Genomic DNA, 24,984 nt, shown 5'->3' with positions numbered 1-24,984 from the left:
TGGCCGCGCATCCGGGCGGTGAGCCTGAAAACAGAAAGCGCCGGACGGGAAACCCGCCCGGCGCTTTCCGGTCGCTTTCTGATCCGGGCCGCAGGGCCCGGGATCGGATTAGCGGGAGTAGAACTCGACGACCAGGTTTGGTTCCATCTGCACCGGGTACGGCACATCGGAGAGAACCGGGGTACGCAGGAACGTGCCCTTCATCTGGCGGTGATCGACGTCCACGTATTCCGGCGTGTCGCGCTCACCCGTCTGGACAGCGTCAAGCACGATGGCGAGCTGCTTGGAGGAGTCACGAACCTCGATGACATCGCCTTCCTTCACGAGGTAGGATGGGATGTTCACCTTCTTGCCGTTGACCGTGACGTGGCCGTGGCTGATGAACTGACGGGCTGCGAACGGCGTGATCGCGAACTTCAGACGGTACACGACGGCGTCCAGACGACGCTCCAGCAGACCGATCAGGTTCTCGGACGTATCGCCCTTGCGACGGACGGCTTCGTCATAATACTTGCGGAACTGCTTCTCGCTGATGTTGCCGTAGTAGCCCTTGAGCTTCTGCTTGGCCATCAGCTGGATGGAGAAGTCAGACGGCTTCTGCTTGCGGCGCTGACCGTGCTGGCCGGGGCCGTATTCGCGACGGTTGACCGGGGACTTGGCACGACCCCACAGGTTGACGCCGAGGCGGCGATTGATCTTGTACTTGCTCTCAAGACGCTTTGACATGGGTTGACCCCTGTACTCATCAGAACCGCCCTATGCTGCATGGCGGTCCGTTTTGTTGTGCCGGTAGGCCCTTCCCCGGATTGGGAAGGACGGGCGCGCACCCAGATGCCGGGCCGGCGGGATGCAGAATCCCGCGCTGATGGTCCGGCCGGTACGTCCACGTTTCCGGCTGTGCCGTCGCGCCTACAGGAGTCCTCACGACGGGTCAATCAAAACCTGCTTGCAAGCCCTGTCATTTTCTTGCAGTGGGGGCGCGGAAAATGCGCAACCACTTCACGTCTGGTTGCGCTAACGGTCCGGAACTTCCCTTTCGCCTTTCCGAAGGCTTCCCTGGGGGAGCAACACGCTTTTTCGAGTTTCCTGTATGAAAATCTATCGCTTCAATCCCAAGGCCGGTCGTATCGGCGAAGGCTCCCTCGAAGGACTGGTGCAGTCCCTTGATGCGCCCCTGCCCCCCAAGCCCGGGGAAAGCGTCATCAAGCGTGCCTTCAAGAAATTTGGCCTCGCCCAGATGCACATGTCCCATCTGGTGATCGACGACCGCACGATCTATCTGCGCGGCAAGGCAAACAGTGCCAAGGAACGTGACCAGATGATCCTGGCCGCCGGTAACGTTGCCGGTGTTTCCGCAGTCGAGGCCGAAATCGCCGTTCCGGCCGGAACACCCGACCCTGAATTCCTGGAAATCAAGACCAGCAAAACGCTGGACGAAGTGGCCGACAAGCTGCCCCAGGATGTCACGGGTGATGAGCTCCTTGATGCAAATCAACCGCTTGTCACATCCAAGGATGACATTTATCCGGGTCAGACCATCCGTCTGCCAACCGAGAACTGATCTGTACTCAACGGCTCCTCTCCGTCGGGGAGCCGTTACCGTTTTTCATTATCCGGCAATGGCAGCACGGTCCTGACCTCCATTCCCGGATCTAGTTTTTTTATGGACTCCATCGAACCTCTCGACGTCGAACGGGTGCGCCCACCCTACGGTGTCGGACCGGCCATGCTGTCCCTCATGCTGGCGACTTTCACCATCGGAACCGGCGAATTCGCCATGATGGGACTGCTGCCGGAATTCTCCCATTCCCTGAACATCACCATTTCGCAGGCAAGCTGGGCGATCTCGGCCTATGCGATGGGTGTTGTCATTGGCGCACCGCTGATTGCGATCCTTGGCGCCCGCCTGCCCCGCCGCACGCTCCTGCTCTGCCTGCTCTGCCTGTTCATCACGGGCAATATCGGCAGTATTCTCATGCCGGGCTTTGCCGGTATCGAACTCATGCGCTTCATCACGGGGCTGCCTCACGGGGCCTTCTTTGGCGTTTCGGCGCTGATCGGCGCGTCGATGGTCGAGCGTGCCCGGCGTGGGCTGGCGCGTGGCTTACGGCAGCATCGCAGCACTGGGCGTACTGTGCTTCGCAGGCATCTGGTTCTTCGCGCCACGGGACAGGCCGCATCCGGGCGCAACGGCACTGTCTGAACTCGGCGCATTCAAGCGACCGCAGGTCCTGCTGACGCTGCTGACCAGCGCGGTCGGATTTGGTGGCCTGTTCGGAATCTACACCTTCCTGACGACTGGCCTGACGCAGGTGACGCATCTGCCGGGCTGGCTGGTCGCAGTCTATCAGGTCGTGTGGGGTCTGGGCATGGTCGCGGGTAATGCGCTTGGGGGAACCATGGCGGATCGCAGCATTGACCGGACAGTGATCGTCTCGCTGACAGCAAGCATCGTTTTCATGCTGGGGTTCTGGCTGCTGCTGCCCTCGCCCTATGCCATGCTGCCGGTCACGTTCCTGGTCCCGGCCGGGATCATCATGCTCTCCCCGGCCCTGCAAACGCGCCTGATGGAAGTTGCCGGAGACGCGCAGACGCTGGCAGCCTCGCTCAATCATTCAGCCTTCAATCTGGCCAATGCCTTTGGCGCCTGGCTGGGCGCCGTACTGGTCAGTTCCGGGCTGGGACTGGGATCGGTTGGCTGGGGCGGAGCCGTGTTCTCGGTTCTGGGTCTGCTGATCTATTTCATCACGATGTGGCAGGAACGGGCTTGCGCATCACACGCAGCAGCCTGATGCCGAAGGCCACGCAGGTCGTGGCCAACGCCAGCGCCATGCCGATCCACAGGCCTTCCACGCCAACATGCTGGTGGAAGGCCAGCCACCCTCCGAAAACCAGACCAATCAGACCGTAACTCGCCACGGCGATGATCATCGGAGTAATGGCATCGCCACAGCCCCGAAGCGCGCCACTGAACACACATTGCAGGCCATCCACGATCTGATAGAGCCCGGCGGTCCGCAGAAGGATGACGACGAGTGCCGTGGTCTCGGGATCGGGGGCGCGATTCGAGAAATAAAGTGGCAGGATCTTTTCCGGCCAGATCAGCAGCAATGAGGATGTGGCGAGACTCCATATCAGGACGATGCCCGTACCGGTCAGGGCCGCGCGACGGCTCTGCTCCATACGGCCCGCACCACGCCAGTATGCCACGCGGACATTGGTCGCCTGCCCGATGGCCAGACACACCATGAACAGCAGCGAACTGACATTCAGCGCCACCTGATGCGCAGCCAGACTGTGGGTTCCGAGCTCGCCAGCCCGCAGGCTGGTGATCTGGAACATCAGGATTTCTGCGGCCGCTCCCATCATCATCGGGCCGCCAAGCTTCAGAAGTTCCTTCACAACAGGCCACTGCACGGCGGCGGGCTTCAGCACGGCACGAACGCGCGGATGGGTCAGACACAATCCGAACAGCGCGAAACTGACGACCCATCCGGTCAGCGTCGTGGCGGTTGCAGAACCGTAAAGTCCCATGGCCGGGAGACCTGCCCAGCCATGGATCAGGGCAGCGTTGGTCAGACCGTTGCAAACCGCCATGGCGGGCATGATCCAGAGCAGCAGCGTCTCCGCCCCAAGCGCCGGAAGCGCCACCCGCAGAACGCCGATGATGGCAAGATCAGGCAGAAGCGACAGCAGCAGGATGTCGATGAAACGGCTGCCATGTGTGACAACCTCGGCAGGCTCACCGATGGCACCGAAGATCGTCTTCGAGAAGGCCAACAGCAGCGCGCACGGAATGAAGACCGCGATGGCCAGCATTACCGTGGCACTCATGACGCTGCGACCGTCATGGGACGCCTGTCCATGATCCTGAGCCCCGCGCCCGTGTGACAGAAGCACTCCTGCCCCACCGAGAATGGCCTGGAACGTCACCATCGTCGTGAAAAAGAACGTGCTCGACAGACCGCCAATGGCAACCTCCGTCACGCCAAGGCCACCGAGCAGAATCGTGTCGGTCACCCCCATGGCCATTTCGGAGAGCTGCGACAGGGCCAGCGGCAGGGCAACCCGCAGAAGGGCCAGCGCGTGACTGCGCTGGGTTGTCGGATCGGTCGGCGGACTGGAAAGGGCACTGCTCATGCGCCCCCTATTACAGGGGCCAAACGCGCCGACAAGAGCAACAAGGCTGTTGCACCTGAACCAAGGCTGGCGCATTGATCGGCATATGGCCGATCCTGCTGCAAACGTGCTGCGCCTGCACGATACCCATCTTCGCGAAAAGCGACCGTTTACGCCCCTCGATCCTGCGAATGTGCGCGTCTATTTCTGTGGACCGACCGTCTATGACCGCGCGCATCTGGGCAATCTGCGCGCCATGATGTGCGCGGATGTCCTCATCCGCCTGCTGCGCACGATGTATCCGCGCGTGACCTATGTCCGCAACGTGACCGACGTAGACGACAAGATCAACGCACGCGCCAAAGAGAACGGGGAGGACATTTCCGCCCTGACCGAGCGTACGACGCAGGCCTTTCATGAAGATCTCGCGTCACTCTTCATTCTGCCGCCCGATATCGAGCCGCGCGCGACCCATCATATCGACGACATGCTGGAAATGATCGCGCGCCTGATCGAAAACGGACATGCCTATGAAGCCGAGGGGCATGTCCTGTTCGCAGTACGCAATTTCCCGTCCTATGGTGCGCTTTCGGGGCGTTCGCTGGATGACATGATTGCGGGTGCGCGTGTTGAAGTCGCGCCATACAAACGTGATCCGGGCGATTTCGTACTGTGGAAGCCGTCCGAGCCGGATCTGCCGGGCTGGGACAGTCCGTATGGGCGTGGACGTCCGGGCTGGCATATCGAATGCTCGGCCATGTCGCACCGTTATCTGGGCGAGAGCTTCGACATTCATGGTGGTGGCGACGATCTGCTGTTCCCGCATCATGAGAACGAACGCGCGCAGTCCATGTGCTGCTACCCGCATGGCAAGTTCGCCACGCACTGGGTCCATAACGGGATGCTGCTGTCGAACGGCGAGAAAATGTCAAAATCGCTCGGCAATTTCTTCACGATCCGCGAAGTGCTGGACCGCTCGCCCGCCGAGCCGCTGCGCCTGCTCTATCTGGGTGCGCATTACCGCTCCACGCTGGATTTCAGCTGGGAAAAGCTTGAAGAAGCACGCCGGGTTCTGGACCGGCTGTACCGCGCCCTTGAACGCGGAAACGCACAGCCCGGCGCCGCCGTCCCCGCTGCGGTCATGGACGCCCTGTGCGATGACCTAAACACGCCGCTGGCCATTGCCGCCCTTCACCCGCTGGCGGATGCCGCCATGCAGGGCGATCAGGACGCGGCCTCCAGCCTGCTGGCCGCCGGAAAGCTGCTGGGCCTGTTCAATGTCACGCCTGCCGAGTGGTTCCAGTCCGGTGTGGATGCCGGCGCCATTGAAAAGCTGATTGAAGAACGCCTTGCAGCCCGCAAATCCCGCGATTTCGCCCGTGCCGATGCCATCCGTGCGCAGCTTTCAGCCGCTGGCATCACTCTTGAAGATGGCCCTGGTGGCACAACATGGCGGAAGGCGTAACAATGACCGGACGTGACGGCGGGGCGAATATCGGCCCTATCGGTGATTTCGATCCGGTCGTGATCCTGGTGCGCCCGCAGCTTGCCGAAAACATCGGCACAACCGCGCGCGCCATGGCAAACGGCGGCCTGTTTCATCTTCGCATCGTGGCGCCACGTGACGGCTGGCCGCAGGAACGCGCCTGGTATGCGTCGTCGGGCGCGGACCGGATTCTGGATGCGGCCCAGGTGTTTGAGACCGTGGATGATGCGGTTGCGGACCTGCACCGCATTTTCGCGACCTGCCCGCGCCCGCGCCATGTGGTCAAGCCGGTCATGACCGCGCGCGGAGCCGCGGCCGAACTGCGCGTTGCGTCCAATCGTGGTCTGCGCACCGGTATCCTGTTCGGCCCCGAGCGCGCCGGGCTGGACAACGAGGACATGGCCCGCGCCGATACGCTGGTCCGCTATCCGCTCAACCCGAAATTCATGTCCCTGAACCTCGCACAGGCCGTGCTGATCATGGCCTATGAGTGGTTCCTGACCGAGGACATGACGCCGCCGCGCGAACTCATGACCAATGAGACGCATGTGGCGACGAAGGGCGAGATGGACAATTTCATGTCCCATCTCATCCGCGATCTGGATGAGACGAATTTCCTTCGAAATGAGCAGAAACGCCCCGGCATGGTGCGGAACCTGCGTCATTTCTTCACCCGAGGCGAAGTGACGGAACAGGAACTTCGCACCCTTCATGGCGTGGTTAGTGAACTGAGCAACGCCCGCAGGAACAGGAGCTGATCCCATGATCCACTGGCGTCACAGGAAACGGATGGAAGCCCGACCTGATCCTGGAGCGCCAGTCCATCCGGAGACGCACGAAACGGTCGTCGAGACCGTCAACAAGATCCGGGCGCATGTCCTTGAAGAGAACGGCCGGAGCGACATCATCCGGACCGGTCTGGATGCGGGGATTTTCGGAGACCTTTACCATACCCTGATGACCATGAGCTGGTTTGCCTTCTTCTGGGCATCCATGGGTCTGTATCTGGTCATCAATGTCGCCTTCGCGCTGCTGTATTACCTCATTCCGCACAGCGTAAGCGGAGTGCCTCATGGCGACTTCCTGGATGATGTTTTCTTTAGCGTGCAAACCATTTCGACCGTCGGTTACGGCACCATGGCCCCTGTCGGGCGGCTAACGAACACGATCGTCTCTTTTGAAGTTCTGGCCGGCATGATGCTCAATGCCCTGGCGACGGGGCTGGTGTTTGCCCGTTTCTCCCGTCCCCGCGCACGGGTGCTGTTCAGCCATGTGGCGGTCGTCTCCTATGACGACGTGATCCCGACGCTGACGATCCGCCTGGCCAACCAGCGCCGCACGCTGATCCTCTCGGCCAATATCGAAATGACCCTGACGCGGCTGATGCCCGATGAGCGCGGGCGTCTGGTGCGCCGCTTTGACCGGCTGACGCTGGTGCAGTCCCACATGCCGATCTTCCGGATCAGCCTGAACGCGACCCATTTGATCGACGAGCACAGCCCGCTCTACGGCCTCACTGCGGAGACGCTGATCGGCCAGAACGCGGAAATCATTATCACAATGGACGGTACGGACGAGATTTCCTCCCAGACCGTTTTCGCCCGTCACGCCTATGAGATCGGACATGTCAAACACGGCTACCGTTTTTCGGATATGATCCAGAATCGTCCGGATGGTCGGGTGGAAGTCGATTTCCGTCGCTTCCATACGACCGAGCCGGGCGATATGCCCGTGGCACCTGAACAGGAGACATCCCATGACTGACCACATGACGGATGACAGACATGATTTCGGCACCGGCCTGCTGAAGGCTTCGGTCAAAAGCCACGGCGCCGAACTGGTCGCACTCAGCCGGGGTAATGATGTGCTGCTCTGGGAAGGCGGACCGGCCTGGCCGAAGCACTCCCCGATCCTGTTCCCGATCGTGGGAACGCTGCCGGACGATGCTTCCACACTGGATGACAAGCCTGTCCATCTCGGACGGCACGGATTTGCCCGGAACCGCAGCTTCCGCTGGATTGCGCAGGACGTGGATAGCTGCACACTTGAACTGGTAGACGATGCGGAAACCCGCGCTGCCTTTCCGGCCGCTTTCCGGCTGAGGGTGGTCTATCTCATCGAGAACGAGACGCTGCGTGTCTCTTATCACCTGCACAATCCGTCCGACACGGCGACGCTTCATGCCTCGCTCGGGGCGCATCCGGCCTTTCGCTGGCCGTTGAAAGACGGTGTGGCGAAAGACAGCTACAGATTGCTCTTCGAATATGACGAGCCGCTGCCCATACGCCGGATCGATGCTGACGGGATGCTTCTGCATGAGAAGTTCCGCACGCCTGTCCGGGAAAACATCCTTGAACTGCGCGATGCGCTTTTCGAGAAGGACGCGATCATCATGGACCGCCCGGAGAGCCGATCGCTGGACATGACCGGACCGGACGGGCACGGCATCCGTGTGGCCTGGGGTGGATTTCGCGAACTGGGCCTATGGGCCAAGCCGGGCGCGGAGTTCCTGTGTATCGAGCCTTGGTACGGCTACACGACGCCGGCTGGCTTTACGGGTGATTTTTCACATAAACCCGGCCTGCTTCATCTGAAGCCCGGCGAGAAATGGACGGCATTCTGGTCCGTCAAAACCATCTGAAAAACGGTCCGTCGTGCCGTACTGGCACGACGGACATGATTTCAGGCCTGAATGGCATCCCGCAGACGGGCGACCGTCCGCTCACGGCCCATCAGACCGAGCAGAACATGCAGTTCCGGTCCTGCGTCCTCACCCGTCAGAGCGAGACGCAGCGGCATGAACAGGCTGCGTCCCTTGCGGCCCGACTGTTCCTTGAGTGTGTTGGTCCAGTCCTTCCACGTCTCCTCACCCCACGGCTCGGCCGGGAGAGTGTCGAGGGCCTGCTGAAGAAACTCACGGCCTTCGGGCTGGGACGGCGGAATGATCGTGCCATGCACCACATCCCACCAGTGCGGAATTTCAGCCGACAGATCCACATTGCCACGCACCGCATGCCAGAACGTCTCGTCGGCTTCGGGCGGAAGATGGATCTTTGCGGCTTCGAACGGCAGGTTGTGCAGCGCACGCCGGTTCAGGGCGAGAAGCTGCGTCATGTCGAAACGAGCGGCCGACTTTGAGACATGCGAAATGTCATAGGCCGCAATGGCCTCGTCCATCGTCATGACCTGCGGATCATCCGAGGAGCCCACGCGGGCAAGATAGGAGACGATCGACATCGGCTCCAGCCCATCCTGACGCAGGGATTTCAGAGCCAGCGAGTCAAACCGCTTGGACAGCTTGCCACCATCGGAGTCCAGCAGAAGCGGCAGATGCGCGAAGGTGAAATGGTCGGGCTTTGCACCCAGAGCTTCGGCAATGTCGATCTGCACGCCGGTATTGGTCACATGGTCTTCGCCGCGGACGATATGGGTGATGCCCATGTCCAGATCGTCGATGACGGAGGCCAGGGTGTAGAGGATCGTCCCATCCCCACGCACCAGAACCGGATCGGAAATGGCTGTCAGCTTGACGGAGCACTCGTCCATGACGAGATCCTGCCACTTGCGGCTGCCATCGCTGAGACGGAAGCGCCAGTGCGGCGTCTTGCCGTTGGCTTCCGCGCGGGCGCGCTGATCGGCGGTGAGCTTGAGCATCGCACGATCATAGATCGGCGCCTTGCCGGCACGGATGCGGGCTTCGCGCTTGGCGTTCAGCTCATATTCCGTCTCGAAACAGGGATAGAGACGGCCAGATGCCTTCAGCTTTTCGATGACTTCGGCATAGCGGTCGAGACGCTCGGACTGGCGCACATACTCGTCCCATTTCAGCCCCAGCCATGACAGATCCTTGCCGATGGCTTCTTCATATTCGGGCTTGCCACGGCTGGTATCGGTATCGTCGATCCGCAGCAGGAACTTGGCGCCGTTATGGCGTGCGAAAAGGAAGTTGGCGACGGCAAGGCGCGCATTACCAACATGCAGGTAACCGGTGGGGGACGGAGCGAAGCGCAGTTTCATGACGCCTTAATGCCGCATGATGCGCCGCGTTGCCAGAGCGGGTTTTTATGAAGCGCCGCGTACAGGAAGGAGCGTATGCCCCTTCCCTGCACCGGGTGTTCAGTGACGGATCACTTCGTGACGGTTTTCGTCATCATCCTCGTCATCATCATCCGGCGGACCATTGATTTCCTCATCATCGACGAGGCGACGCGGATCAATGGCGCGCCAGTCCCGCTCCATCGGCGTAGCAGGCGTGGCCGCGAAGTCTTCAAGCTCCGTGGAGGACTTCCAGCCATCTTCACCGGCATCCACAACTTCGGCATTTTCACCAAAGGCGAACCAGTTTTCGAGAACTTCCTTGCTGCTCGCGCCCGGTGTGCGGCAGCGCTCGATGCTGTCGCGGACATAGGCGCGGGCATAGGCATTGGCGTGCATCAGGTCGATGAAGTCTTTCACGACTTCGACCGTATCGTCCTCGTCTTCCGACGCGCCGGACAGGTCGATGATGCGTACGCTCCACGAACCCGGCTGTGCGCCGTTTTCGGGGGCGCCTTCGACAGGGTCAATCGTATCGTCGGTCATGATGTCTCCTGGCTGTCACGGGCCTTCTGGAGCAGGAATTCGCGTCCAAGCTTGACGCGGGGCTGCCCGTCATAGGCCACGATGTCAGCCGTTGCATAGGTTTCGGACCAGCGGTCGGGAATGAAGGACCCGCTGCCGATCACGTCGATCGGGGCATGAGCGTCCCGCATCGTCGAGCATTTGGCGACGTTGAAGCCGGAGGATGCGACGATCTTCACATGATGGAAACCGGCATGATCCAGAGCTTCGCGCATCCGCCAGATGGCTGCGGCCGACACACCCGTTCCCACCAGATCGCGCAGTTCCTGATCGGAACGGTAGCGGCGGATGGTGCCGGGCGTGTGACGCTCAAGCACACCATATGAGGTCTGGGGGTCCAGTCCTTCAAGGAAGCGCCCGCCATGTGTATCGAGACGGACGCTCAGATGGCCCTTCGCGGCACGCTCGGGGAAGCGACGGCAGACAGCAAGAGCGTCCGTAATTTCCTGCCCGAAGTAATCCACCAGAACCGTCAGCGGATCGTTCGGATAGACCTCGTCATACATCTCCGCCGCGCGCAGCGTGGAGCCGGCATAGCCGATCAGGGCATGGGGCATCGTGCCCAGACCGGCATCGAGACCAAAGAACCCGGCCGTGGCGTCATTGGCATTGCCGATGAAACCGCGGGCCCCTTCCTTCTGCGCTGCGCGGGAGCCAACACCTGCGGCATAGGCCATCTGTTCCTGCATTTCGAAACCCGCGCAGTGCCGGGCATCCATGGCAAGGAACGGGATGGTCGGCAGGGCCATGGCCATCTGATAGGCGTTATGGGCCGCCACGCAGGTGGAGCCGATCCGCTGGAGGACCAGCGTCTCGAGCGGGGCCAGTCGGACAAAGCTGCCGGTCAGGTACAGCAACGGTTCACCCGCGCCGACCCATTCGCCCTCGGCGTACATTTCCCGGCAGTGCAGATCGAAGCCCTGGGCCTTCGCCACGTTCTTCAGCCACTGCACGACCAGTCCGCAGGCCGCGATCACCGGACGGCGGATGAACACCGCATAGGTGACGCGGGAATCCCCGAAATGCTCCACGATGTGCCGCGTTCGCCCGAAATAGGCGTCCGTTCGCGCTTCGATGGTTTTCTCGTCCAGCGGGCCGAGTGTTCCAAGCGCGCGCCGAAGTGCGGCCTGAGGAGAATTCTGGGGATCGGAAGCGGTCATTCTTTCTTTCCTGCTCGTCCCGTCAATTCCTGAGCAAGAAGGAAGGCCATTTCAAGTGACTGTTCCGCATTAAGGCGCGGATCACAGAATGTTTCATAGCGGCCGCCCAGATCATCCTCGGTGAGACACTGTGCGCCGCCGATACATTCCGTAACGTCCTGACCCGTCATTTCAAGATGGATCCCGCCCGGACGGCGGCCAATGGCCTCGAACACATCAAAGAAGCCGAGCACTTCTCCGAGGATATTATCGAAGGAGCGGGTCTTGATCTTGCTGGCCGTGGTCGTGGTGTTGCCGTGCATCGGATCGCACAGCCAGGTCACGGTGCGGCCGGTGCGGTTCACGGCATCGAGCAGCGGCGGCAGGTGATCGCGGACCTTGTCCTTGCCCATGCGCGAAATCAGCGTGATACGGCCGGCTTCATCCTTGGGATTCAGGATTTCGAGCAGCTTCTCGAGATCCGCAACCGTCGTGGTCGGGCCGACCTTGATGCCGATCGGGTTCTGTACGCCACGCAGGAACTCGACATGCGCGCCGTCCGGCTGGCGGGTACGGTCACCGATCCACAGGAAATGCGCCGAGCAGTCGTAGTAATCGCCGCTCGTGCTGTCCACGCGGGTCAGGGCCTGTTCGTAGGGCAGCAGCAGGGCTTCGTGGGACGTGTAGAATTCCGTCTCGTCGATCTGCGAGGCCGAACCGTCAAAACCGCAGGCACGGAGGAACGACAGCGTCTCGTCGATGCGATGGGCCAGATCCTGATAGCGGGCTGCCAGCGGGGAACGCTCGACGAAGCCGAGATTCCAGCTATGGACCTGATGCAGGTTGGCATAACCGCCATGTGCGAAGGCACGCAGCAGGTTCATCACGCCGGCGGACTGGAAATATCCGGTCTCCATACGGGCGGGATCGGGAATACGGGCCTCGGGCGTGAACTCGGGACCGTTGATGATGTCACCGCGATAGCAGGGCAGCGTCACGCCATCGATCGTCTCGGTATTGGACGAGCGCGGCTTGGCGTACTGGCCTGCCATACGGCCGATCTTCACGACCGGCACCTTGGCGGCGAAGGTCAGGACAACAGCCATCTGGAGCAGGACGCGGAACGTGTCGCGCACGATGTCGGCGGTGAACTCGTCGAAGCTCTCGGCGCAGGCACCGCCCTGCAGGACGAAGGCCTCTCCGCGCGATGCAGCGGCCAGGCGCGTCTTGAGGCGGCGGGCTTCACCCGCAAAAACCAATGGGGGGTATCGATGCAGACGAGCTTCGACAGCAGCAAGCGCCGCTTCATCCGTATAGGATGGAGCCTGGACGATGGGACGGGAACGCCAGCTTGCAGGAGACCAGGACATCGTGTTGGTGGACGTCGGGGTCTGGCTCGAGGGGTGCATCAAATGCCCTCCGGAAGGATGTGAATGCGGGAGTTGCGGGGGGCTGGTTATGGCTGAAAAAGCGCGGCGTTGATAGCGCGAAACGTCAGATTGTATCGCATGGCACCTGTCTGCTGATGGAATGTTTCACGGACGGGCGAGACGCCGTGCCACGCAAACCGGGAGGGACCGCCCCAGACCACAACGTCACCATCCAGAAGTTCGATGGTGCGTTTCGGGTCCGTCCGGCTTGAACCACCAAATGAAAAACGCGCGGGTACGCCAAGGGAAACCGAGACAACCGGGGCCTCGGGCATTCCCTCATCCCTGTCTTGGTGCAGACCCATTTTCGCTCCCGGTCCGTAGCGATTGATGAGGCAGGACGCGGGATCGAAGCCTTCATAACCCGCTTCAGTCGCCGCCCGGACTGCAAGGTGACGAAGTGCGTCTGGCATGGCAGGCCAGGGCTGCCCGCTCTGCGGATCGGTTCGGGAATAGCGGTATCCCGACGGATCGGCGACCCAGCCACAGGCTCCGCAGGAGGTCATCGCAGCCGACATCGAACCCATGCGGGTACGGAAATGGCGAAAAGGCGCCTGTGCGGAGACCTGCGCAATGGCTTCATGGAGTGCTGGCGCTTCGGACAGGGCAAAGCCGGGCAGCCACACCGCCCCCTCGGCCAGGATGGTTCGCGGACGGACGGACGCCAGAAGATCATCCATCAGTCACCGCCCCGAACCGGAAAAACCCGTACTGATATCGTCATGTCCTCTGATATGGGGCGGCTCTGAAACGGTTCCAGAGGAAAAGAAGTCTTGAACACGGGGGAAAGCGGGCCGATTATAAACTGATATGCCGCCTTGCCGGGGATGTCAGAGCCTGACGTCACGTTTCCTCCGGGAGGCAGCCTTGTTGTCATGATCGGCCAAGGACCGGATCACATGTTGTCCTCTTCCCGTTTCTTCTGCCATGCCCTGCTGGCGACCGCTCTGCTGGGAGGGGCGGCACAGGCCCAGACCGCATCCTTCGGTCAGCCTTACGCGGCTGGCACGACGCTCTCCCCGCAGCCCGGCCAGAGCGATGCGCAGCCGCAGACCACGACTGGCGGTGAGCATTTCCGCGCCCGTGGCCATCGCAAGCCGCCTCCGGGTTATTCCGACACACCGTCCACCGAGTTTGAGCATGGCCCCGATCCGGACCATGAAGCCGGTGTGGAGCGCGATTCCGTGACAGGTGCGAACCTGTCCAAGTTCGGTTCATCCTATCAGGGCAGCAACAACACGCAGTCTGGTCAGCTTGGCGATGCGACCGGCAATGGCTATGTCGCTCCGCGCGGAAACGGCTGGTAAGACGCAACCAAAGTCGCGACAACAAGTTCTGGTCCTCAGGTAAACGCCTTCGAGGATCAGAACCATGCCGTATATCACCGCTACTGATGGAACGAGCCTTCACGTCAAGGACATGGGGGCCGGAAAGCCCGTCATCCTGATCCATGGATGGCCCCTCACCGGGGACATGTGGGAAAAGCAGACACTGGCGCTGGTCGAGGCGGGTTACCGCGTCATCACCTATGACCGCCGCGGATTTGGTCAGTCCGGCCATCCGATCAACTGCTACGATTACGATACGCTGGCCGATGATCTGGCCGTCATTCTCGAACAGCTTGACCTGTGGGATACAACGCTGGTCGGCTTCTCCATGGGTGGCGGTGAAGTCGCGCGCTATCTGAGCCGCCATGGCCGGTCGCGTATTTCTAAGACGGTGCTGCTGTCTTCGGTGGTTCCCTTCCTGCTCAAGACATCCGACAACCCCAAGGGGGTGGATATTTCCGTCTTTGACGGCATCAAGCAGAAAATCCGTCAGGACCGCTTCGGCTTCCTGAAAGATTTCATTCCCGATTTCTACGGCGTCAGCATGATCCATCACCCCGTCAGTCAGGGCGTGCTGGACTGGTCATTCCTGTTGGCATCCATGGCGAGCCCGATGGCAACGCTGGACTGTGTGGATGCGTGGGGTACGACAGATTTCCGGCCGGACCTGCAGGCTTTCACCGTCCCGACACTGGTGATCCACGGCACGGCTGATTCTGCCGTTCCCGCCGATATTGCGGGTCAGAAAGCCGCGGCAGCCATTCCGGGTTCGACCTGGATTTCCTATGAAGGCGCGCCGCACGGGCTGTTCATGACCCATGCCGAGCGGGTGAACGAAGACCTGCTGCGGTTCCTCGCTACGCCCTGAGGCGCGTCAGAATGCGCCTTTGAGGAAGGCCCTGCTGACCGGCATTTCGGTACGCACGATCAGCAGGGACCCGATCGCCAGAACCAGATCATGGCGGATCGACGGATCCTGTGACTGGCGCTCCAGAGCGTAGAGTTCGTCCAGTGTGGGGTCGATCGTGGCGGAGGTGTGCGTCAAGGGCAGCTTGCGCCGCAACAGGTTCCGCACCATCCCGTCGACTGCCGCGACAGCCGTATCCGGCAGGCTTCCATGCTGGGCGAGCTTTCGCAGCATCAGCACGTTTCGCCCAACTGTCAGAACCGAGAGCGTGCCGCGCAGCATCGCTTCCGCACGATCGCTGGAGAGCGAACCGGCAAATCGCACGGCGCGCTCCATGCTCTGCGTGCCTTCGTTGATCCAGACATATTCGTCCATGACTACACCCGGCAGCGCCAGCCGGCGCAGACTGCGCTTGAGCTGGTACCGCAGAACTTCGCCGGCGCGTGCTGGCGTAAATGGCAGGACAGCCCGGAAGATGATCACACCAGCACCCAGCCCCAGCAGCAGAGCGATCGTGGTGTTGAACCAGCCGATTTCGTTGATGCGCCCCTGATTATCCATGCCGAGCAGGAACGGAAAGAACGTGCCGTAAGACGCGGCCATGACAGCCGTGGACGGATTGCGGGACGCCAGGCCGCCCAGCATCATGAAGAACCCGGCGACCAGACAGAAGAACGGATAATTGGCTGTTACCGGCATGACGATAAAGACCGGAATGACGCTCGCTACGGCAGCCCAGACAGCGCCATAAAAGAACGCAGCACTCAGCAGGACGGTGTTCTCGAAAGTCGCAAAACGCGCGCAGACCACGGCGATGAACGTCAGGAACACACTGCCCTGTGGCCAGGCCGTAACCTCCCAGACATAGGCCCCGAACAGCAGGGCCGCGGTCGTACGCACGCCGTTGCGCATGGAGGCGCGCCAGTCGGGATTACGGGTCAGACGATGACGTTCGGAAACCGGCGCGCCATCCACGCTGGCGCGATAGGAGCGCAGCGTTTCGCACAGATCCGACAGCATGACTTCCACACCGGTCAGGATGATCCCTTCATTCAGGGAGTCCTCGTCGTCACGCGGCAGAATGGTCTGCATCCGGCCCCGGCACTCGGCCAGAAGGGCCTCGGCCTGAACCAGTGCTGCGATGCCGCGACGATCGGTCACCAGACGCTCCGGCATTCCGTCCAGAGCACTGGCCATGTCTTCAAGGAAAGGTCGCAGGGCTTCGGGCTGATGCGTTACGGCCGTCATGCGCGTGCGTAGGCCGAGTCCGCGTGACAGGACGCGCGCGACCAGACCGAGCGTGACATAGGCGTGCTCGACCTCGTTGCCTTCGCTGCGGATCTCGATGCGGCTGAATTCGATCTGATCGCTGGAGGCCTGAAGCGAGCCCAGAAGGGTCGAAAGGTCGTCCGTCGCCCCCCTCTTCTGGCGCAGAACATCCGTTAATGCGGGGATAGCACGGGTCAGGATGGCCTGAAGGCGTTTGCGCAGTTCCTCACGCGCACGGCCTGCGACGTTCGGCAGGGCAATCATGCCCATCGCCGTCTCGCAGATCACGCCAAGGAAAATATAGGTGCCGCGGGCCATCGCCACATTGAAGACGTGGTCAGGCTCCTTGACCGCACCCAGCGCAATGATGGTGCAGGTATAGCCGGCCAGCACGAGGGCGTAGCCGCGGAAGTTATGCGTCAGCGTTGCGAGACCAGCACACAGCCCGACCCAGAGCGCCAGTGCCGGAAGGAACAGCCAGGGATATTGTGGAAAGGCCGCCATGAGCACGATGGCCATCACCATCCCGATCACGGTGCCAACGAGACGCCACCGGCCCTTGGAAATACTCTCGCCGCGGGAGTTCTGGGCGACAATCCAAACGGTCATGGCAGCCCATTGCGGCTCACCAAGCTCCATCCACAGCGCGATTGCCAGCGCCAGAAGCGCTGCGATCGTGGTGCGGAGAGCGAACATGACGGACGTGATGGACGGGGCAAACAGCCAGCCAAACTTCATGCCCGGTGCTGCCCTTCAGAAAATTTGTGACGGCCCGACTGCGGGGCCTCCGTAAGACCGTTACGCGCCGCCATGATGGTTCAGCCTGCTTTTCGGGGGACGTGACGTGTGAGGCTCCGCATGGTCACGAACTCCTCCGCACTGGTGGGGTGCAGGCCGATCGTGCGATCGAAATCCCGCTTGGTCAGCTTTGCCGTGACCGCAATGGCGAGGCCCTGAATGATTTCCGGCGCATCAGGACCGATCATGTGCGCACCGAGCACAATCTTGCTCTGTGCATCCACAACCAGCTTCATCAGGGTCTTGCCCTTGCGGCCCGAAAGCGTCTGGCGCATCGGCGTGAAGCTGGATGTGTAAATATCCAGATCATGGCTCTGGGCAGCCTCATCTTCGGTCAGGCCGACCGTAGCGAGCGGCTGGGAGAAGAACACGGCCTTGGGGGTTGTGGCGAAGGACCATTCGCGGCCCGGTTCACCAAACAGGCGCTCGGCCAGAATGTGACCTTCGGCAATGGCGGTAGGTGTGAGGTTGTAGGTGTCCGTCACGTCCCCAATGGCATAAATGCCCGGCACGTTGGTCGTCGCATCATCGGGCTTGGCCGGAATACGACCATCCCAGGTGGCAACGCCGGCATTGTCGAGCTTCAGCGGCGCCAGATTGGGGTGACGGCCCGTCGCCATGAACACGCAGTCCGTCTCGATGACATCCCCGCCTTCAAGATGCAGACGATAGCCGTCCGCAACCTTTTCGATCCGCTCCGGAGAGCGACCGGGATGCGCCTTGATGCCGTTCAGCGGCAGCAGTTCGGACAGATGGGCGCGCATTTCATGATCGAAGCCGCGCAAGGGGAGCTGCTGGCGGAACACCAGATCTACCTTCGAACCAAGCCCCGCGAAAATTCCGGCAAATTCGATACCGATATAGCCGCTGCCGATCACGGCGACGCGCTCGGGACGATCAGAGAGATGGAAGGCATCATCCGAGACGATGGCATGTTCCGCGCCGGGAATGTTCAGACGCGTGGGCGTGGATCCGGTGGCAATGACGATGTTCTTCGCCCGGACACGCTGGACGGACGCATCCGGCGCCAGTTCGGACGGGCCGATCTCGACCGTATGGGCGTCCACGAAGCTGGCATCGCCCGTAAACAGCGTGACCCCGGCCTTTTCCAGCATCGAGACATAGATGCGGTTCAGGCGTTCGATCTCACGGTCTTTGGCGCTGATCAGCGTGGACCAGTCATGCGCAACCGGTGTGACGTCCCACCCGTAGGAAGGGGCATCGGCGATCTCGCGGCCATATTCGGCCGCATAGACCATCAGTTTCTTGGGCACGCAGCCGAGATTGACGCAGGTTCCGCCCCAGTGTCGGCGCTCCGCAATCGCGACGCGCGCTCCGTTCTGGGCGGCAATGCGCGCACAGCGCACGCCGCCCGAACCGGCACCAATAACGAACAGATCAAAATCCTGCATCATCCCGGCCTTTCGTGCCTTTGTGACCTCAGCGCTCGGCAAAGGCCTTTTCAACGACATACGAACCCTGATGGCTCATATTGCCTTCCACGAAACCCATACGCTCGAGAAGGGCTTCGGTGTCGGCAAGCATTTCCGGCGAACCGCAGATCATGACGCGGTCATGCTCGGGATCGAGCTTGTCGATACCCAGATCCTCGAAGATCTTGCCCGTCTCGATCAGCTTGGTGATGCGATCGGTCACGGCATAGTCTTCGCGGGTCACTGCCGGGTAGTAGCGCAGCTTGTCCTTGACGAACTCACCCAGGAACTCGTGCTCCGGCAGCTCGTGGCGGATGTGGTTCTCATAGGCCAGCTCGCCCGAGATGCGGACGGTGTGGCTGAGGATCACGTTCTCATAGCGCTCGTAAGCCTCGGGATCCTTGATGAGGCTCATGAACGGCGCCAGACCCGTTCCCGTGGACAGGAAGTACAGGTTGCGACCCGGCTTGAGGTTGTCGAGCAGCAGCGTGCCAACCGGCTTGCGGCCGATCAGGACCGTATCGCCCACCTTCACGTGACGCAGACGCGAGGTCAGCGGGCCATCGGGAACCGCGATGGAGAGGAACTCCATGTGGTCTTCATAGTTGGCGGACGCGATCGAATAGGCGCGCAGGAGCGGCTTGCCTTCGACCTCGATGCCGATCATCGCGAACTGGCCGTTCTCGAAACGCAGGCCGGGATCACGCGTTGTGGTGAAGCTGAACAGGCGGTCCGTCCAGTGATGGACCGTCAGCACCTTCGCCGGATACAGATGGGCGTATTCCTTGCTCGGCTCGGCAAGGCGGTACTGCTTCGGATGGCCTTCGAACGGCATCAGGCCAGTCAGGAGCTCGTCAATGGTCGGAGTCGGGGCGGCAAAAGTCGGGGTGGACATGTCTGGTTCTGTCTCCGGTTCGGAACGGATAACAGGTCACGGACCTGATAATGGTCGGGTCTTTTAGCCCAATCGTTGCCGCTCGGGAAACCCATGCGCGTTGAAGCGCATGCCGGAATGACGCACAAGACTCTTATGACAGACGACTCCATGCCGGACGCCACTCTTTCCGACTCTTTTTCCCCGGCCGAACGCGCCCTTCAGCGGGCCGAGGCCGAATTCGGGACCCCGCTCGACATCACGCCGCGCGAGCGCCCTGCCCTGCTGCGTCAGGTTGCGCGCAGGCTTGAAGGGCCGGAGGCGACCCTTTCCCATGACGGGCTGATCGAAGCGCTGTGCGTCGTGCGCCGCAAGACCTGGGCGTCCCAGCTCATGAATGTGTGCCGCAGAGCCGGCGAGGTCTGGGTCGGCAAGCCGGATACGCAGGAAGCCGCGGCCCGCATGCATGATCCGCGTGCCGACATGCCAGCCCTGCGCCGGACGCTTGATGATGTCCTGATGGCGCGCTGGCAGGAAATGGGCGACTCCCCGCGTGCCGTGCTGGAGGATGTCCGCGCCGATCTGGCCGATACGGGTGTGATCCTGTCGAGCGGCCAGCTTGAAAAGCTGTCCCAGAGCATCGCGGCCGCATTTGGCAGCGTCGATCTCGGCTTCGAAGACGATCTTCGGATTGCGGAAGAACGCCGCGCCCGCGAACAGGCCGATATTCAGGCCCGTGCGGAAGAACGCAGGGCGCGTGAGCTTGAGCGGCTGCGTCAGTGGGAAGAAGGGCTGGTCAGCTTCGATGAGCTGCCGAATGCCCTGCACTGCTCGCGCCGCGAAGCCCTGCGCTGGATTGCCGAAAACCGGATTCCCATTGCCCGCCGCGAAACCCGTCCGGACGGGATCGAACTGTTCTTCTTCGATCCGTCGGAGCTCAAGCGGCTCCGGACTTTCCTGCCGCAATGGCGCAGCGGAACCAAGGACCGGCCGGAAGTTCTGGATCTGGGCAACAAGGCGGGTAATGCCGCCATTGCCCGCGTGGCTGCGCTGGACCGGTTTGCCGGGCATTTCCGCACGGCGCGTGCCCTGAAACGCCGCATCACGCTGGTGACCGGACCGACGAACTCCGGAAAGTCCTATACGGCGCTCAATGCGCTGGCGAATGCCGAGAGCGGTCTGGCGCTCGCGCCGCTGCGGCTGCTGGCCCACGAGTTCCGCGAGTCCCTGCTCTCACGCGGTGTTCCGGCATCGCTGTCTACGGGTGAAGAGCGGATCGAAATGCCGGGGGCGCGCCATCTGGCAGCGACGGTTGAGATGTGTCCGTTCCATAATCCGGTGGATGTGGCGATCATTGATGAAGCGCAGATGCTGGCCGATCCGGACCGTGGGGCCGCCTGGACGGCTGCCATCATGGGTGTCCCGGCCCGGCATGTCTTCATCCTCGGCGCGCCGGACTGCATCCCGCTGGTCAAGCGCATTGCCGAGCTTTGCGACGACCCAGTGGACGAGATCCATCTCGAACGTAAAAGCCCGCTCAAGGCGGGTGAGACGCTGCATCTGGATGAACTCAAACCCAGCGATGCTGTCATCGCCTTCTCCCGCCGTGAAGTGCTGGATCTGCGCGCCGAGCTTATGGCGCGGGGGCGTCGAGTTGCCGTGGTCTATGGTGCTTTGAGCCCGGAAGTCCGTCGTGCCGAAGCCGCCCGCTTCAACAGTGGGGAGGCTGATATCCTGATCGCAACGGACGCCATCGGCATGGGGCTCAACCTCTCCATCCGCCGCGTCGTGTTCAGCGCGCTGCGCAAGTTCGATGGACGCCAGACCCGCGATCTGGTCTCGCAGGAAGTCAAGCAGATCGGCGGTCGCGCGGGGCGTTACGGCAAGCATGAAAGCGGTCTGGTCTGCGTGCTCGCCGGTGCTGGCAGTCCGAGTTTCGTCCGCAAAATGCTGAGCGCCCCGCCCGAAGAGATCAAGGAACTGCGCCCCCTCGTGCAGCCGGATTCGGACATTGTCCGGGCCGTGGCCGAAGAGATCGACAGCGATAGTCTCTATGGTGTCCTGACCCGCATCAAACACGCCGTTCTGCGGGCGGACGATCCGAATTACCGTCTGGCCGACATGGAGCAGGCGCTGGAAATCGCGGCCGCTCTGGAAGGCGTGGAAAACCTCGATCTTTCGACGCGATGGACCTACGCCATGTGCCCGATTGACGAGCGGGACAATGGTATCCAGCGGCTTGTCCAGTGGGCGGCCGATCATGCGGCCGGACGGTCAGTGCCGCCGCCGGGTACGGGACGTTTGCCACATCCGGAACAGGCAGGGCGCGAAGAGCTGGAGCGGGCCGAGAAGCGGCACAAGCGGCTGGTGGCCTGGCGGTGGCTGGCGCTGCGATTTCCGGATGCCTATCCGGCCCGTCAGGATGCGGAAATCAACACGTCCATTCTCAATGACTGGATCGAGCAGGTTCTGCGGACGCAGAGCCGGATGCGCGAAAGCCAGAAACAGCAGCGCAGCGGTGGTCGTCCAGGAGGCCGTTCCGGTCGCGGCGGGCCGGACAGATCGGCGGGCAGATCATCCTTTTCGGGACCCAAAAAACCCGGAGGCAAGACCTACCCTGCAAAGGGTGGAAAGCGTCCGGGAAGCAATCGTCGGCGTCCGTCCTGACGGAGTTCCGAGCCTGACAGAAGACAGGCCCGGATTTCAGGCGCTTTTGGACTGATCAGGTGTTTTGATACTCTGCGCTTCGTCAGCCGTATGACGCACGCGGCGTTCGATCCATTTCTGGGCCTGAAGTTTGATGAGCGGATCGAGCTGCCTGTAGAGCATGAGCATCGTATTTTCATCAGGCGTGAGCGTTTCCTGAATGGCCTTGTAAGCCATTCCGGTGAGCAGGACTTCGGGCTCGACGCCCAGCACCTGAGCGAGACTTCCCAGATGCTTGCCGACATGGCCCGAACGGCCCGTTTCCCAGAACGCCACGGCCGAACGTGAAATGCCGACTTTCTCGGCCAGTTGCCGCTGGCTCAGTCCTGCCATTTCCCGAAGAAGCCGGATGCGGCGCCCAAGCTCAAGCCCCGGAGAAAGTTGTGCCGGGGGAATGGCGTCTTTGGTCAATTTCGCCTCCGTCTCTTTGATCCATGCTCTGAACGCCGTCTCTGAAACATGCGTCGGCGCAAGTGACTGGCCCTCTATCCTGAAACCAACCCTGCCTGCCCCCAGGATAATGATTTCTCTTACATCACCAGAACCCTCTTCAGCGACTGGCGGAGAAGTCCATTTCTGTCCCAGCCCAAGCTGGATCGTCGTTTTCATCAGTAAGCCTCCGGCCTGCTAACAGTGGCGCGCCACGCCATGCGACAAAACTCTCTGCCGGTCAGAGTCCCCCCATTTTTGTGGGAGAGGTCTTGTCTGATCAATCATTTGAAAGACAGCGATAGCCGGATCAGACTAGTCCTGTTTGTCATTACAGGGGAAGAGGTTCGATACCCCCCGGTCCTTTGAAAAACGACGTATACGGCTAAAGTTTTTTTGAATTCCGGTCTGCGGTAGCTACTGGGCGTCCTGGGGGACGAGAACCATTGGGCCAGACGAATCACCTGAATGCAGCACGAGGTGCTTTTCGCCGTCACGTGACCATGATGTCACGGTTGGGAGGAATGCCCCGATCTGGCGTTCCTGCGCCATGAGGGCTGGCAGACAGGCCTTGCGGGTCATGGCGAAGGGCAGAAAGCGCAGTGTCTGCCCTTCCAGCCTGAAATGTCCCATCAGGCGGTTACAACCATCCGTCCCATAAACGGTTCCGTCCTGTTGCAGCGTCAGGCCCGGCGCATCCGCCGTGCTGTCGAAACGTAGGTCGCCCACGCTCTGGATCCGCCATGCACCATAAGGTGCACTGACGGGGGTACCGGCGACATGTCGGAGCAGCAACTGGGGATGATCGAGGGGCATACCACCATCCGGGGTCGCAAAGAGCCGGCGCCCTTCCACCGTAATTTCCGCATTCAGCACGTAATGACCGCCCGTCGGGAGGGCCGGATAGGTCAGCGTATAGGGAATGGGAACACCACGATGAATGTCTTCGCGCTGTTCGGCCATGACCAGTGGGGCGCCATGCGTCGCACCTGTATCCTCGATCCAGACACTGAGGACCGCACCAGGCGGCAGGGCCATGCGCTCACGGTACATAGCCTGACCGTGCAGTGTCTGCATGCTGTCCGCCTCGGCGGGGCATGAAGCGAAAACGGAGCCTGCGGCCAGCAGGGCCAGGGCGAAACGGCGGATCGTGATCATGCCTTGCATTCCTCAGCCGATGCGGTTCAGCCCGCCCATATAGGGACGCAGAACCTCGGGGATATCGATGCTGCCGTCTTCGTTCTGATATGTTTCCATAACAGCGATCATCGTCCGACCGACAGCGAGACCGGAACCATTGAGTGTATTGACGAAGGCCGGTCCATTCTCGGCACGATAGCGCGCATTCATGCGGCGTGCCTGAAAATCGCGCGTATTCGAGCACGAAGAAATTTCGCGCCAGGCCTTCTGCCCCGGAAGCCAGGCTTCCAGATCGAACGTCTTGGCCGCACCAAAGCCTGTATCGCCCGCGCAGAGCAGCATCCGGCGGAAGGTAATGCCCAGACGCTCCAGAACCGTCTCGGCGGCCTGCGTCATGCGCTCATGCTCGGCGTCGCTGTCTTCGGGCTTCACGACGGAGACCAGCTCACACTTTGTGAACTGGTGCTGACGCAGCATACCGCGGACGTCGCGCCCGGCCGAACCGGCTTCGGAGCGGAAGCACTGGGACAGTGCGGTCATGCGGATCGGCAGGGCGTCGGCCGGGAGGATGTCGCCCATGACAGAGGCCGTCAGCGGGACTTCGGCGGTCGGGATCAGCCAGCGGCCGTCTTCGGTGCGGAACGAATCCTCGGCAAACTTGGGCAGCTTGTCCGTGCCATACATGGCGTCGTCATTGACCAGCAGCGGCACGCTGGTTTCGCTGTAGCCGAACTCGGTCGTGTGGGTGTCGAGCATGAACTGGCCTAGCGCGCGTTCCAGACGGGCAAGCGCACCACGCAGGACGACGAAGCGCGTGCCCGACAGCTTGGCGGCGGTCGGGAAATCCATCAGCCCCAGCGCTTCGCCCAGTTCGAAATGCTGCTTTGCCTCGAAAGCAAATTCGCGCTTCTCGCCACGGACATGGACGACGACGTTCTCGTCCTCGCTCTTTCCATCCGGCACGGAGGCATCGAGGCGGTTCGGCAGGGATTTCAGCACGTCGTCGATGCGGGTCTGGATCGTGTTGGCACGCTCTTCCAGGCCGGCGATCTGGTCACGCAGGGCCACGGCCTTCGCTTCGATCTCGGCAGTGTCGAGCTTCTGGCGCTTGAGCAGGCCGATTTCCTTGGCCAGCGCCTTGCGTGCGCCCTGCGCTCCCTGAAGCGCAGCCAGTGCCGCGCGGCGTTCTTCATCGTCACTGACAAGCTGCTGTCCCACGGGTGACAGGCCCCGACGTGCGAGAGCAGCGTCAAAAGCGGCCGGGTCGGCGCGCAGGGCTTTCAGGTCATGCATGGTTCAGGGCTCC

The 24,984-nt window shown here is 61.7% G+C and carries 21 protein-coding genes and 1 pseudogene; 9 read left to right on the top strand and 13 right to left on the bottom strand.

Translation table 11 applies throughout. The annotated features are described in order from the left end of the window. Positions 1-108: 108 nt before the first annotated feature. On the bottom strand, positions 109-726 hold the full coding sequence (gene rpsD / locus GRO01_RS02330; RefSeq protein ID WP_062508664.1) for a 30S ribosomal protein S4: 618 nt from the start codon (positions 724-726) through the stop codon (positions 109-111). Between the two features lie 364 nt (positions 727-1,090). Here rpsD and GRO01_RS02325 point away from each other — a divergent pair, with 364 nt between their 5' ends. Both GRO01_RS02325 and GRO01_RS02320 read left to right on the top strand, forming a co-directional pair. Beyond that, the gene (locus tag GRO01_RS02325; RefSeq protein WP_062508662.1) at positions 1,091-1,561 is read left to right on the top strand and encodes a BON domain-containing protein; all 471 of its coding nucleotides are present in this window, start codon (positions 1,091-1,093) and stop codon (positions 1,559-1,561) included. Between the two features lie 102 nt (positions 1,562-1,663). Beyond that, positions 1,664-2,792: pseudogene (locus tag GRO01_RS02320) on the top strand (MFS transporter). Here the strand turns inward: GRO01_RS02320 and GRO01_RS02315 are convergent. Then, a complete protein-coding gene (locus GRO01_RS02315; protein ID WP_062508660.1) occupies positions 2,746-4,140 on the bottom strand; it encodes an MATE family efflux transporter in 1,395 nt (464 codons plus the stop codon). The pseudogene GRO01_RS02320 and the gene GRO01_RS02315 sit on opposite strands and share 47 nt — an antisense overlap. A gap of 85 nt (positions 4,141-4,225) precedes the next feature. Here GRO01_RS02315 and cysS point away from each other — a divergent pair, with 85 nt between their 5' ends. Genes cysS through GRO01_RS02295 form a run of 4 tightly spaced genes read left to right on the top strand, consistent with a single transcriptional unit; the run spans position 4,226 to position 8,246 of the window. Then, positions 4,226-5,584, top strand: coding sequence for a cysteine--tRNA ligase (gene cysS / locus GRO01_RS02310; RefSeq protein ID WP_062508658.1), 1,359 nt, complete (start codon positions 4,226-4,228; stop codon positions 5,582-5,584). A 2-nt stretch (positions 5,585-5,586) separates the two neighbouring features. After that, entirely contained in the window at positions 5,587-6,363 is a 777-nt protein-coding gene (locus GRO01_RS02305; RefSeq protein WP_062508656.1) for an RNA methyltransferase, read from the top strand. Between the two features lie 4 nt (positions 6,364-6,367). After that, entirely contained in the window at positions 6,368-7,369 is a 1,002-nt protein-coding gene (locus GRO01_RS02300; RefSeq protein WP_371857369.1) for an ion channel, read from the top strand. Next, positions 7,362-8,246 carry an aldose 1-epimerase family protein gene (locus tag GRO01_RS02295; RefSeq protein WP_231490202.1) on the top strand — a complete coding sequence of 295 codons (885 nt, stop codon included), beginning with the start codon at positions 7,362-7,364 and terminating at the stop codon, positions 8,244-8,246. Before GRO01_RS02300 ends, GRO01_RS02295 begins: the two co-directional genes overlap by 8 nt. 41 nt (positions 8,247-8,287) lie before the next feature. Here the strand turns inward: GRO01_RS02295 and gltX are convergent, their stop codons facing one another. The 5 genes from gltX to alkB all read right to left on the bottom strand — a co-directional run bounded on the left by gltX (position 8,288) and on the right by alkB (position 13,474). After that, positions 8,288-9,622, bottom strand: coding sequence for a glutamate--tRNA ligase (gltX, locus tag GRO01_RS02290; protein ID WP_062508653.1), 1,335 nt, complete (start codon positions 9,620-9,622; stop codon positions 8,288-8,290). Between the two features lie 99 nt (positions 9,623-9,721). Beyond that, the gene (locus tag GRO01_RS02285) at positions 9,722-10,186 is read right to left on the bottom strand and encodes a hypothetical protein (protein ID WP_141306747.1); all 465 of its coding nucleotides are present in this window, start codon (positions 10,184-10,186) and stop codon (positions 9,722-9,724) included. Continuing rightward, positions 10,183-11,385 (bottom strand): nicotinate phosphoribosyltransferase, encoded by a 1,203-nt coding sequence (locus tag GRO01_RS02280; RefSeq protein ID WP_081108444.1) that lies wholly within the window; start codon positions 11,383-11,385, stop codon positions 10,183-10,185. Before GRO01_RS02280 ends, GRO01_RS02285 begins: the two co-directional genes overlap by 4 nt. Beyond that, complete coding sequence (locus GRO01_RS02275; RefSeq protein ID WP_062508649.1) at positions 11,382-12,773, bottom strand: class II 3-deoxy-7-phosphoheptulonate synthase; 1,392 nt, start codon at positions 12,771-12,773, stop codon at positions 11,382-11,384. The genes GRO01_RS02280 and GRO01_RS02275 overlap by 4 nt, the downstream gene beginning before the upstream one ends. Positions 12,774-12,820: 47 nt before the next feature. Then, entirely contained in the window at positions 12,821-13,474 is a 654-nt protein-coding gene (gene alkB, locus GRO01_RS02270; RefSeq protein ID WP_062508647.1) for a DNA oxidative demethylase AlkB, read from the bottom strand. Positions 13,475-13,693: 219 nt separating this feature from the next. Between alkB and GRO01_RS02265 the strand changes: the two genes are divergently transcribed. After that, positions 13,694-14,101, top strand: a complete 408-nt coding sequence (locus GRO01_RS02265) for a hypothetical protein (RefSeq protein ID WP_174787388.1) — start codon at positions 13,694-13,696, stop codon at positions 14,099-14,101. Positions 14,102-14,165: 64 nt separating this feature from the next. Then, positions 14,166-14,990, top strand: a complete 825-nt coding sequence (locus GRO01_RS02260) for an alpha/beta fold hydrolase (RefSeq protein WP_062508643.1) — start codon at positions 14,166-14,168, stop codon at positions 14,988-14,990. A 6-nt stretch (positions 14,991-14,996) separates the two neighbouring features. Here GRO01_RS02260 and GRO01_RS02255 read toward each other — a convergent pair whose 3' ends face one another. The 3 genes from GRO01_RS02255 to GRO01_RS02245 all read right to left on the bottom strand — a co-directional run bounded on the left by GRO01_RS02255 (position 14,997) and on the right by GRO01_RS02245 (position 19,424). Then, positions 14,997-17,036, bottom strand: a complete 2,040-nt coding sequence (locus tag GRO01_RS02255) for an FUSC family protein (RefSeq protein WP_062508640.1) — start codon at positions 17,034-17,036, stop codon at positions 14,997-14,999. 80 nt (positions 17,037-17,116) lie between these two features. Next, the gene (gene gorA / locus GRO01_RS02250) at positions 17,117-18,511 is read right to left on the bottom strand and encodes a glutathione-disulfide reductase (protein WP_062508638.1); all 1,395 of its coding nucleotides are present in this window, start codon (positions 18,509-18,511) and stop codon (positions 17,117-17,119) included. Between the two features lie 25 nt (positions 18,512-18,536). Continuing rightward, entirely contained in the window at positions 18,537-19,424 is an 888-nt protein-coding gene (locus GRO01_RS02245; protein ID WP_062508636.1) for a ferredoxin--NADP reductase, read from the bottom strand. 135 nt (positions 19,425-19,559) lie between these two features. On the opposite strand from GRO01_RS02245, the gene GRO01_RS02240 reads away from it, so the two are divergent. After that, positions 19,560-22,070 carry a helicase-related protein gene (locus GRO01_RS02240; protein ID WP_174787387.1) on the top strand — a complete coding sequence of 837 codons (2,511 nt, stop codon included), beginning with the start codon at positions 19,560-19,562 and terminating at the stop codon, positions 22,068-22,070. Between the two features lie 36 nt (positions 22,071-22,106). Here the strand turns inward: GRO01_RS02240 and GRO01_RS02235 are convergent, their stop codons facing one another. The 3 genes from GRO01_RS02235 to serS all read right to left on the bottom strand — a co-directional run bounded on the left by GRO01_RS02235 (position 22,107) and on the right by serS (position 24,971). Then, complete coding sequence (locus GRO01_RS02235; protein WP_231490200.1) at positions 22,107-22,520, bottom strand: helix-turn-helix domain-containing protein; 414 nt, start codon at positions 22,518-22,520, stop codon at positions 22,107-22,109. 435 nt (positions 22,521-22,955) lie between these two features. After that, positions 22,956-23,696 carry an META domain-containing protein gene (locus GRO01_RS02230; protein ID WP_062508634.1) on the bottom strand — a complete coding sequence of 247 codons (741 nt, stop codon included), beginning with the start codon at positions 23,694-23,696 and terminating at the stop codon, positions 22,956-22,958. 12 nt (positions 23,697-23,708) lie between these two features. Continuing rightward, complete coding sequence (serS, locus tag GRO01_RS02225) at positions 23,709-24,971, bottom strand: serine--tRNA ligase (protein WP_062508632.1); 1,263 nt, start codon at positions 24,969-24,971, stop codon at positions 23,709-23,711. Between the last annotated feature and the right edge of the window lie 13 nt (positions 24,972-24,984).

Source organism: Gluconobacter roseus NBRC 3990, assembly GCF_006538885.1.
Lineage (GTDB): Bacteria > Pseudomonadota > Alphaproteobacteria > Acetobacterales > Acetobacteraceae > Gluconobacter > Gluconobacter roseus.
Note: the sequence above shows the minus strand (reverse complement) of the source record. Positions and strands in the feature narration are given on the sequence as shown.

What these genes read in the sequence shown, in the direction of transcription:
- GRO01_RS02265 (WP_174787388.1), top strand. Translation starts at nt 13,694, where the DNA reads ATGTTGTCCTCTTCCCGTTTCTTCTGCCATGCCCTGCTGGCGACCGCT.
- rpsD (WP_062508664.1), bottom strand. Translation starts at nt 726, where the DNA reads ATGTCAAAGCGTCTTGAGAGCAAGTACAAGATCAATCGCCGCCTCGGC.
- GRO01_RS02295 (WP_231490202.1), top strand. Translation starts at nt 7,362, where the DNA reads ATGACTGACCACATGACGGATGACAGACATGATTTCGGCACCGGCCTG.
- GRO01_RS02325 (WP_062508662.1), top strand. Translation starts at nt 1,091, where the DNA reads ATGAAAATCTATCGCTTCAATCCCAAGGCCGGTCGTATCGGCGAAGGC.
- GRO01_RS02300 (WP_371857369.1), top strand. Translation starts at nt 6,368, where the DNA reads ATGATCCACTGGCGTCACAGGAAACGGATGGAAGCCCGACCTGATCCT.
- cysS (WP_062508658.1), top strand. Translation starts at nt 4,226, where the DNA reads ATGGCCGATCCTGCTGCAAACGTGCTGCGCCTGCACGATACCCATCTT.
- GRO01_RS02240 (WP_174787387.1), top strand. Translation starts at nt 19,560, where the DNA reads ATGACAGACGACTCCATGCCGGACGCCACTCTTTCCGACTCTTTTTCC.
- GRO01_RS02285 (WP_141306747.1), bottom strand. Translation starts at nt 10,186, where the DNA reads ATGACCGACGATACGATTGACCCTGTCGAAGGCGCCCCCGAAAACGGC.
- GRO01_RS02275 (WP_062508649.1), bottom strand. Translation starts at nt 12,773, where the DNA reads ATGCACCCCTCGAGCCAGACCCCGACGTCCACCAACACGATGTCCTGG.
- GRO01_RS02260 (WP_062508643.1), top strand. Translation starts at nt 14,166, where the DNA reads ATGCCGTATATCACCGCTACTGATGGAACGAGCCTTCACGTCAAGGAC.
- gltX (WP_062508653.1), bottom strand. Translation starts at nt 9,622, where the DNA reads ATGAAACTGCGCTTCGCTCCGTCCCCCACCGGTTACCTGCATGTTGGT.
- GRO01_RS02315 (WP_062508660.1), bottom strand. Translation starts at nt 4,140, where the DNA reads ATGAGCAGTGCCCTTTCCAGTCCGCCGACCGATCCGACAACCCAGCGC.
- GRO01_RS02245 (WP_062508636.1), bottom strand. Translation starts at nt 19,424, where the DNA reads ATGTCCACCCCGACTTTTGCCGCCCCGACTCCGACCATTGACGAGCTC.
- GRO01_RS02230 (WP_062508634.1), bottom strand. Translation starts at nt 23,696, where the DNA reads ATGATCACGATCCGCCGTTTCGCCCTGGCCCTGCTGGCCGCAGGCTCC.
- GRO01_RS02255 (WP_062508640.1), bottom strand. Translation starts at nt 17,036, where the DNA reads ATGAAGTTTGGCTGGCTGTTTGCCCCGTCCATCACGTCCGTCATGTTC.
- GRO01_RS02305 (WP_062508656.1), top strand. Translation starts at nt 5,587, where the DNA reads ATGACCGGACGTGACGGCGGGGCGAATATCGGCCCTATCGGTGATTTC.
- serS (WP_062508632.1), bottom strand. Translation starts at nt 24,971, where the DNA reads ATGCATGACCTGAAAGCCCTGCGCGCCGACCCGGCCGCTTTTGACGCT.
- gorA (WP_062508638.1), bottom strand. Translation starts at nt 18,511, where the DNA reads ATGATGCAGGATTTTGATCTGTTCGTTATTGGTGCCGGTTCGGGCGGC.
- alkB (WP_062508647.1), bottom strand. Translation starts at nt 13,474, where the DNA reads ATGGATGATCTTCTGGCGTCCGTCCGTCCGCGAACCATCCTGGCCGAG.
- GRO01_RS02280 (WP_081108444.1), bottom strand. Translation starts at nt 11,385, where the DNA reads ATGACCGCTTCCGATCCCCAGAATTCTCCTCAGGCCGCACTTCGGCGC.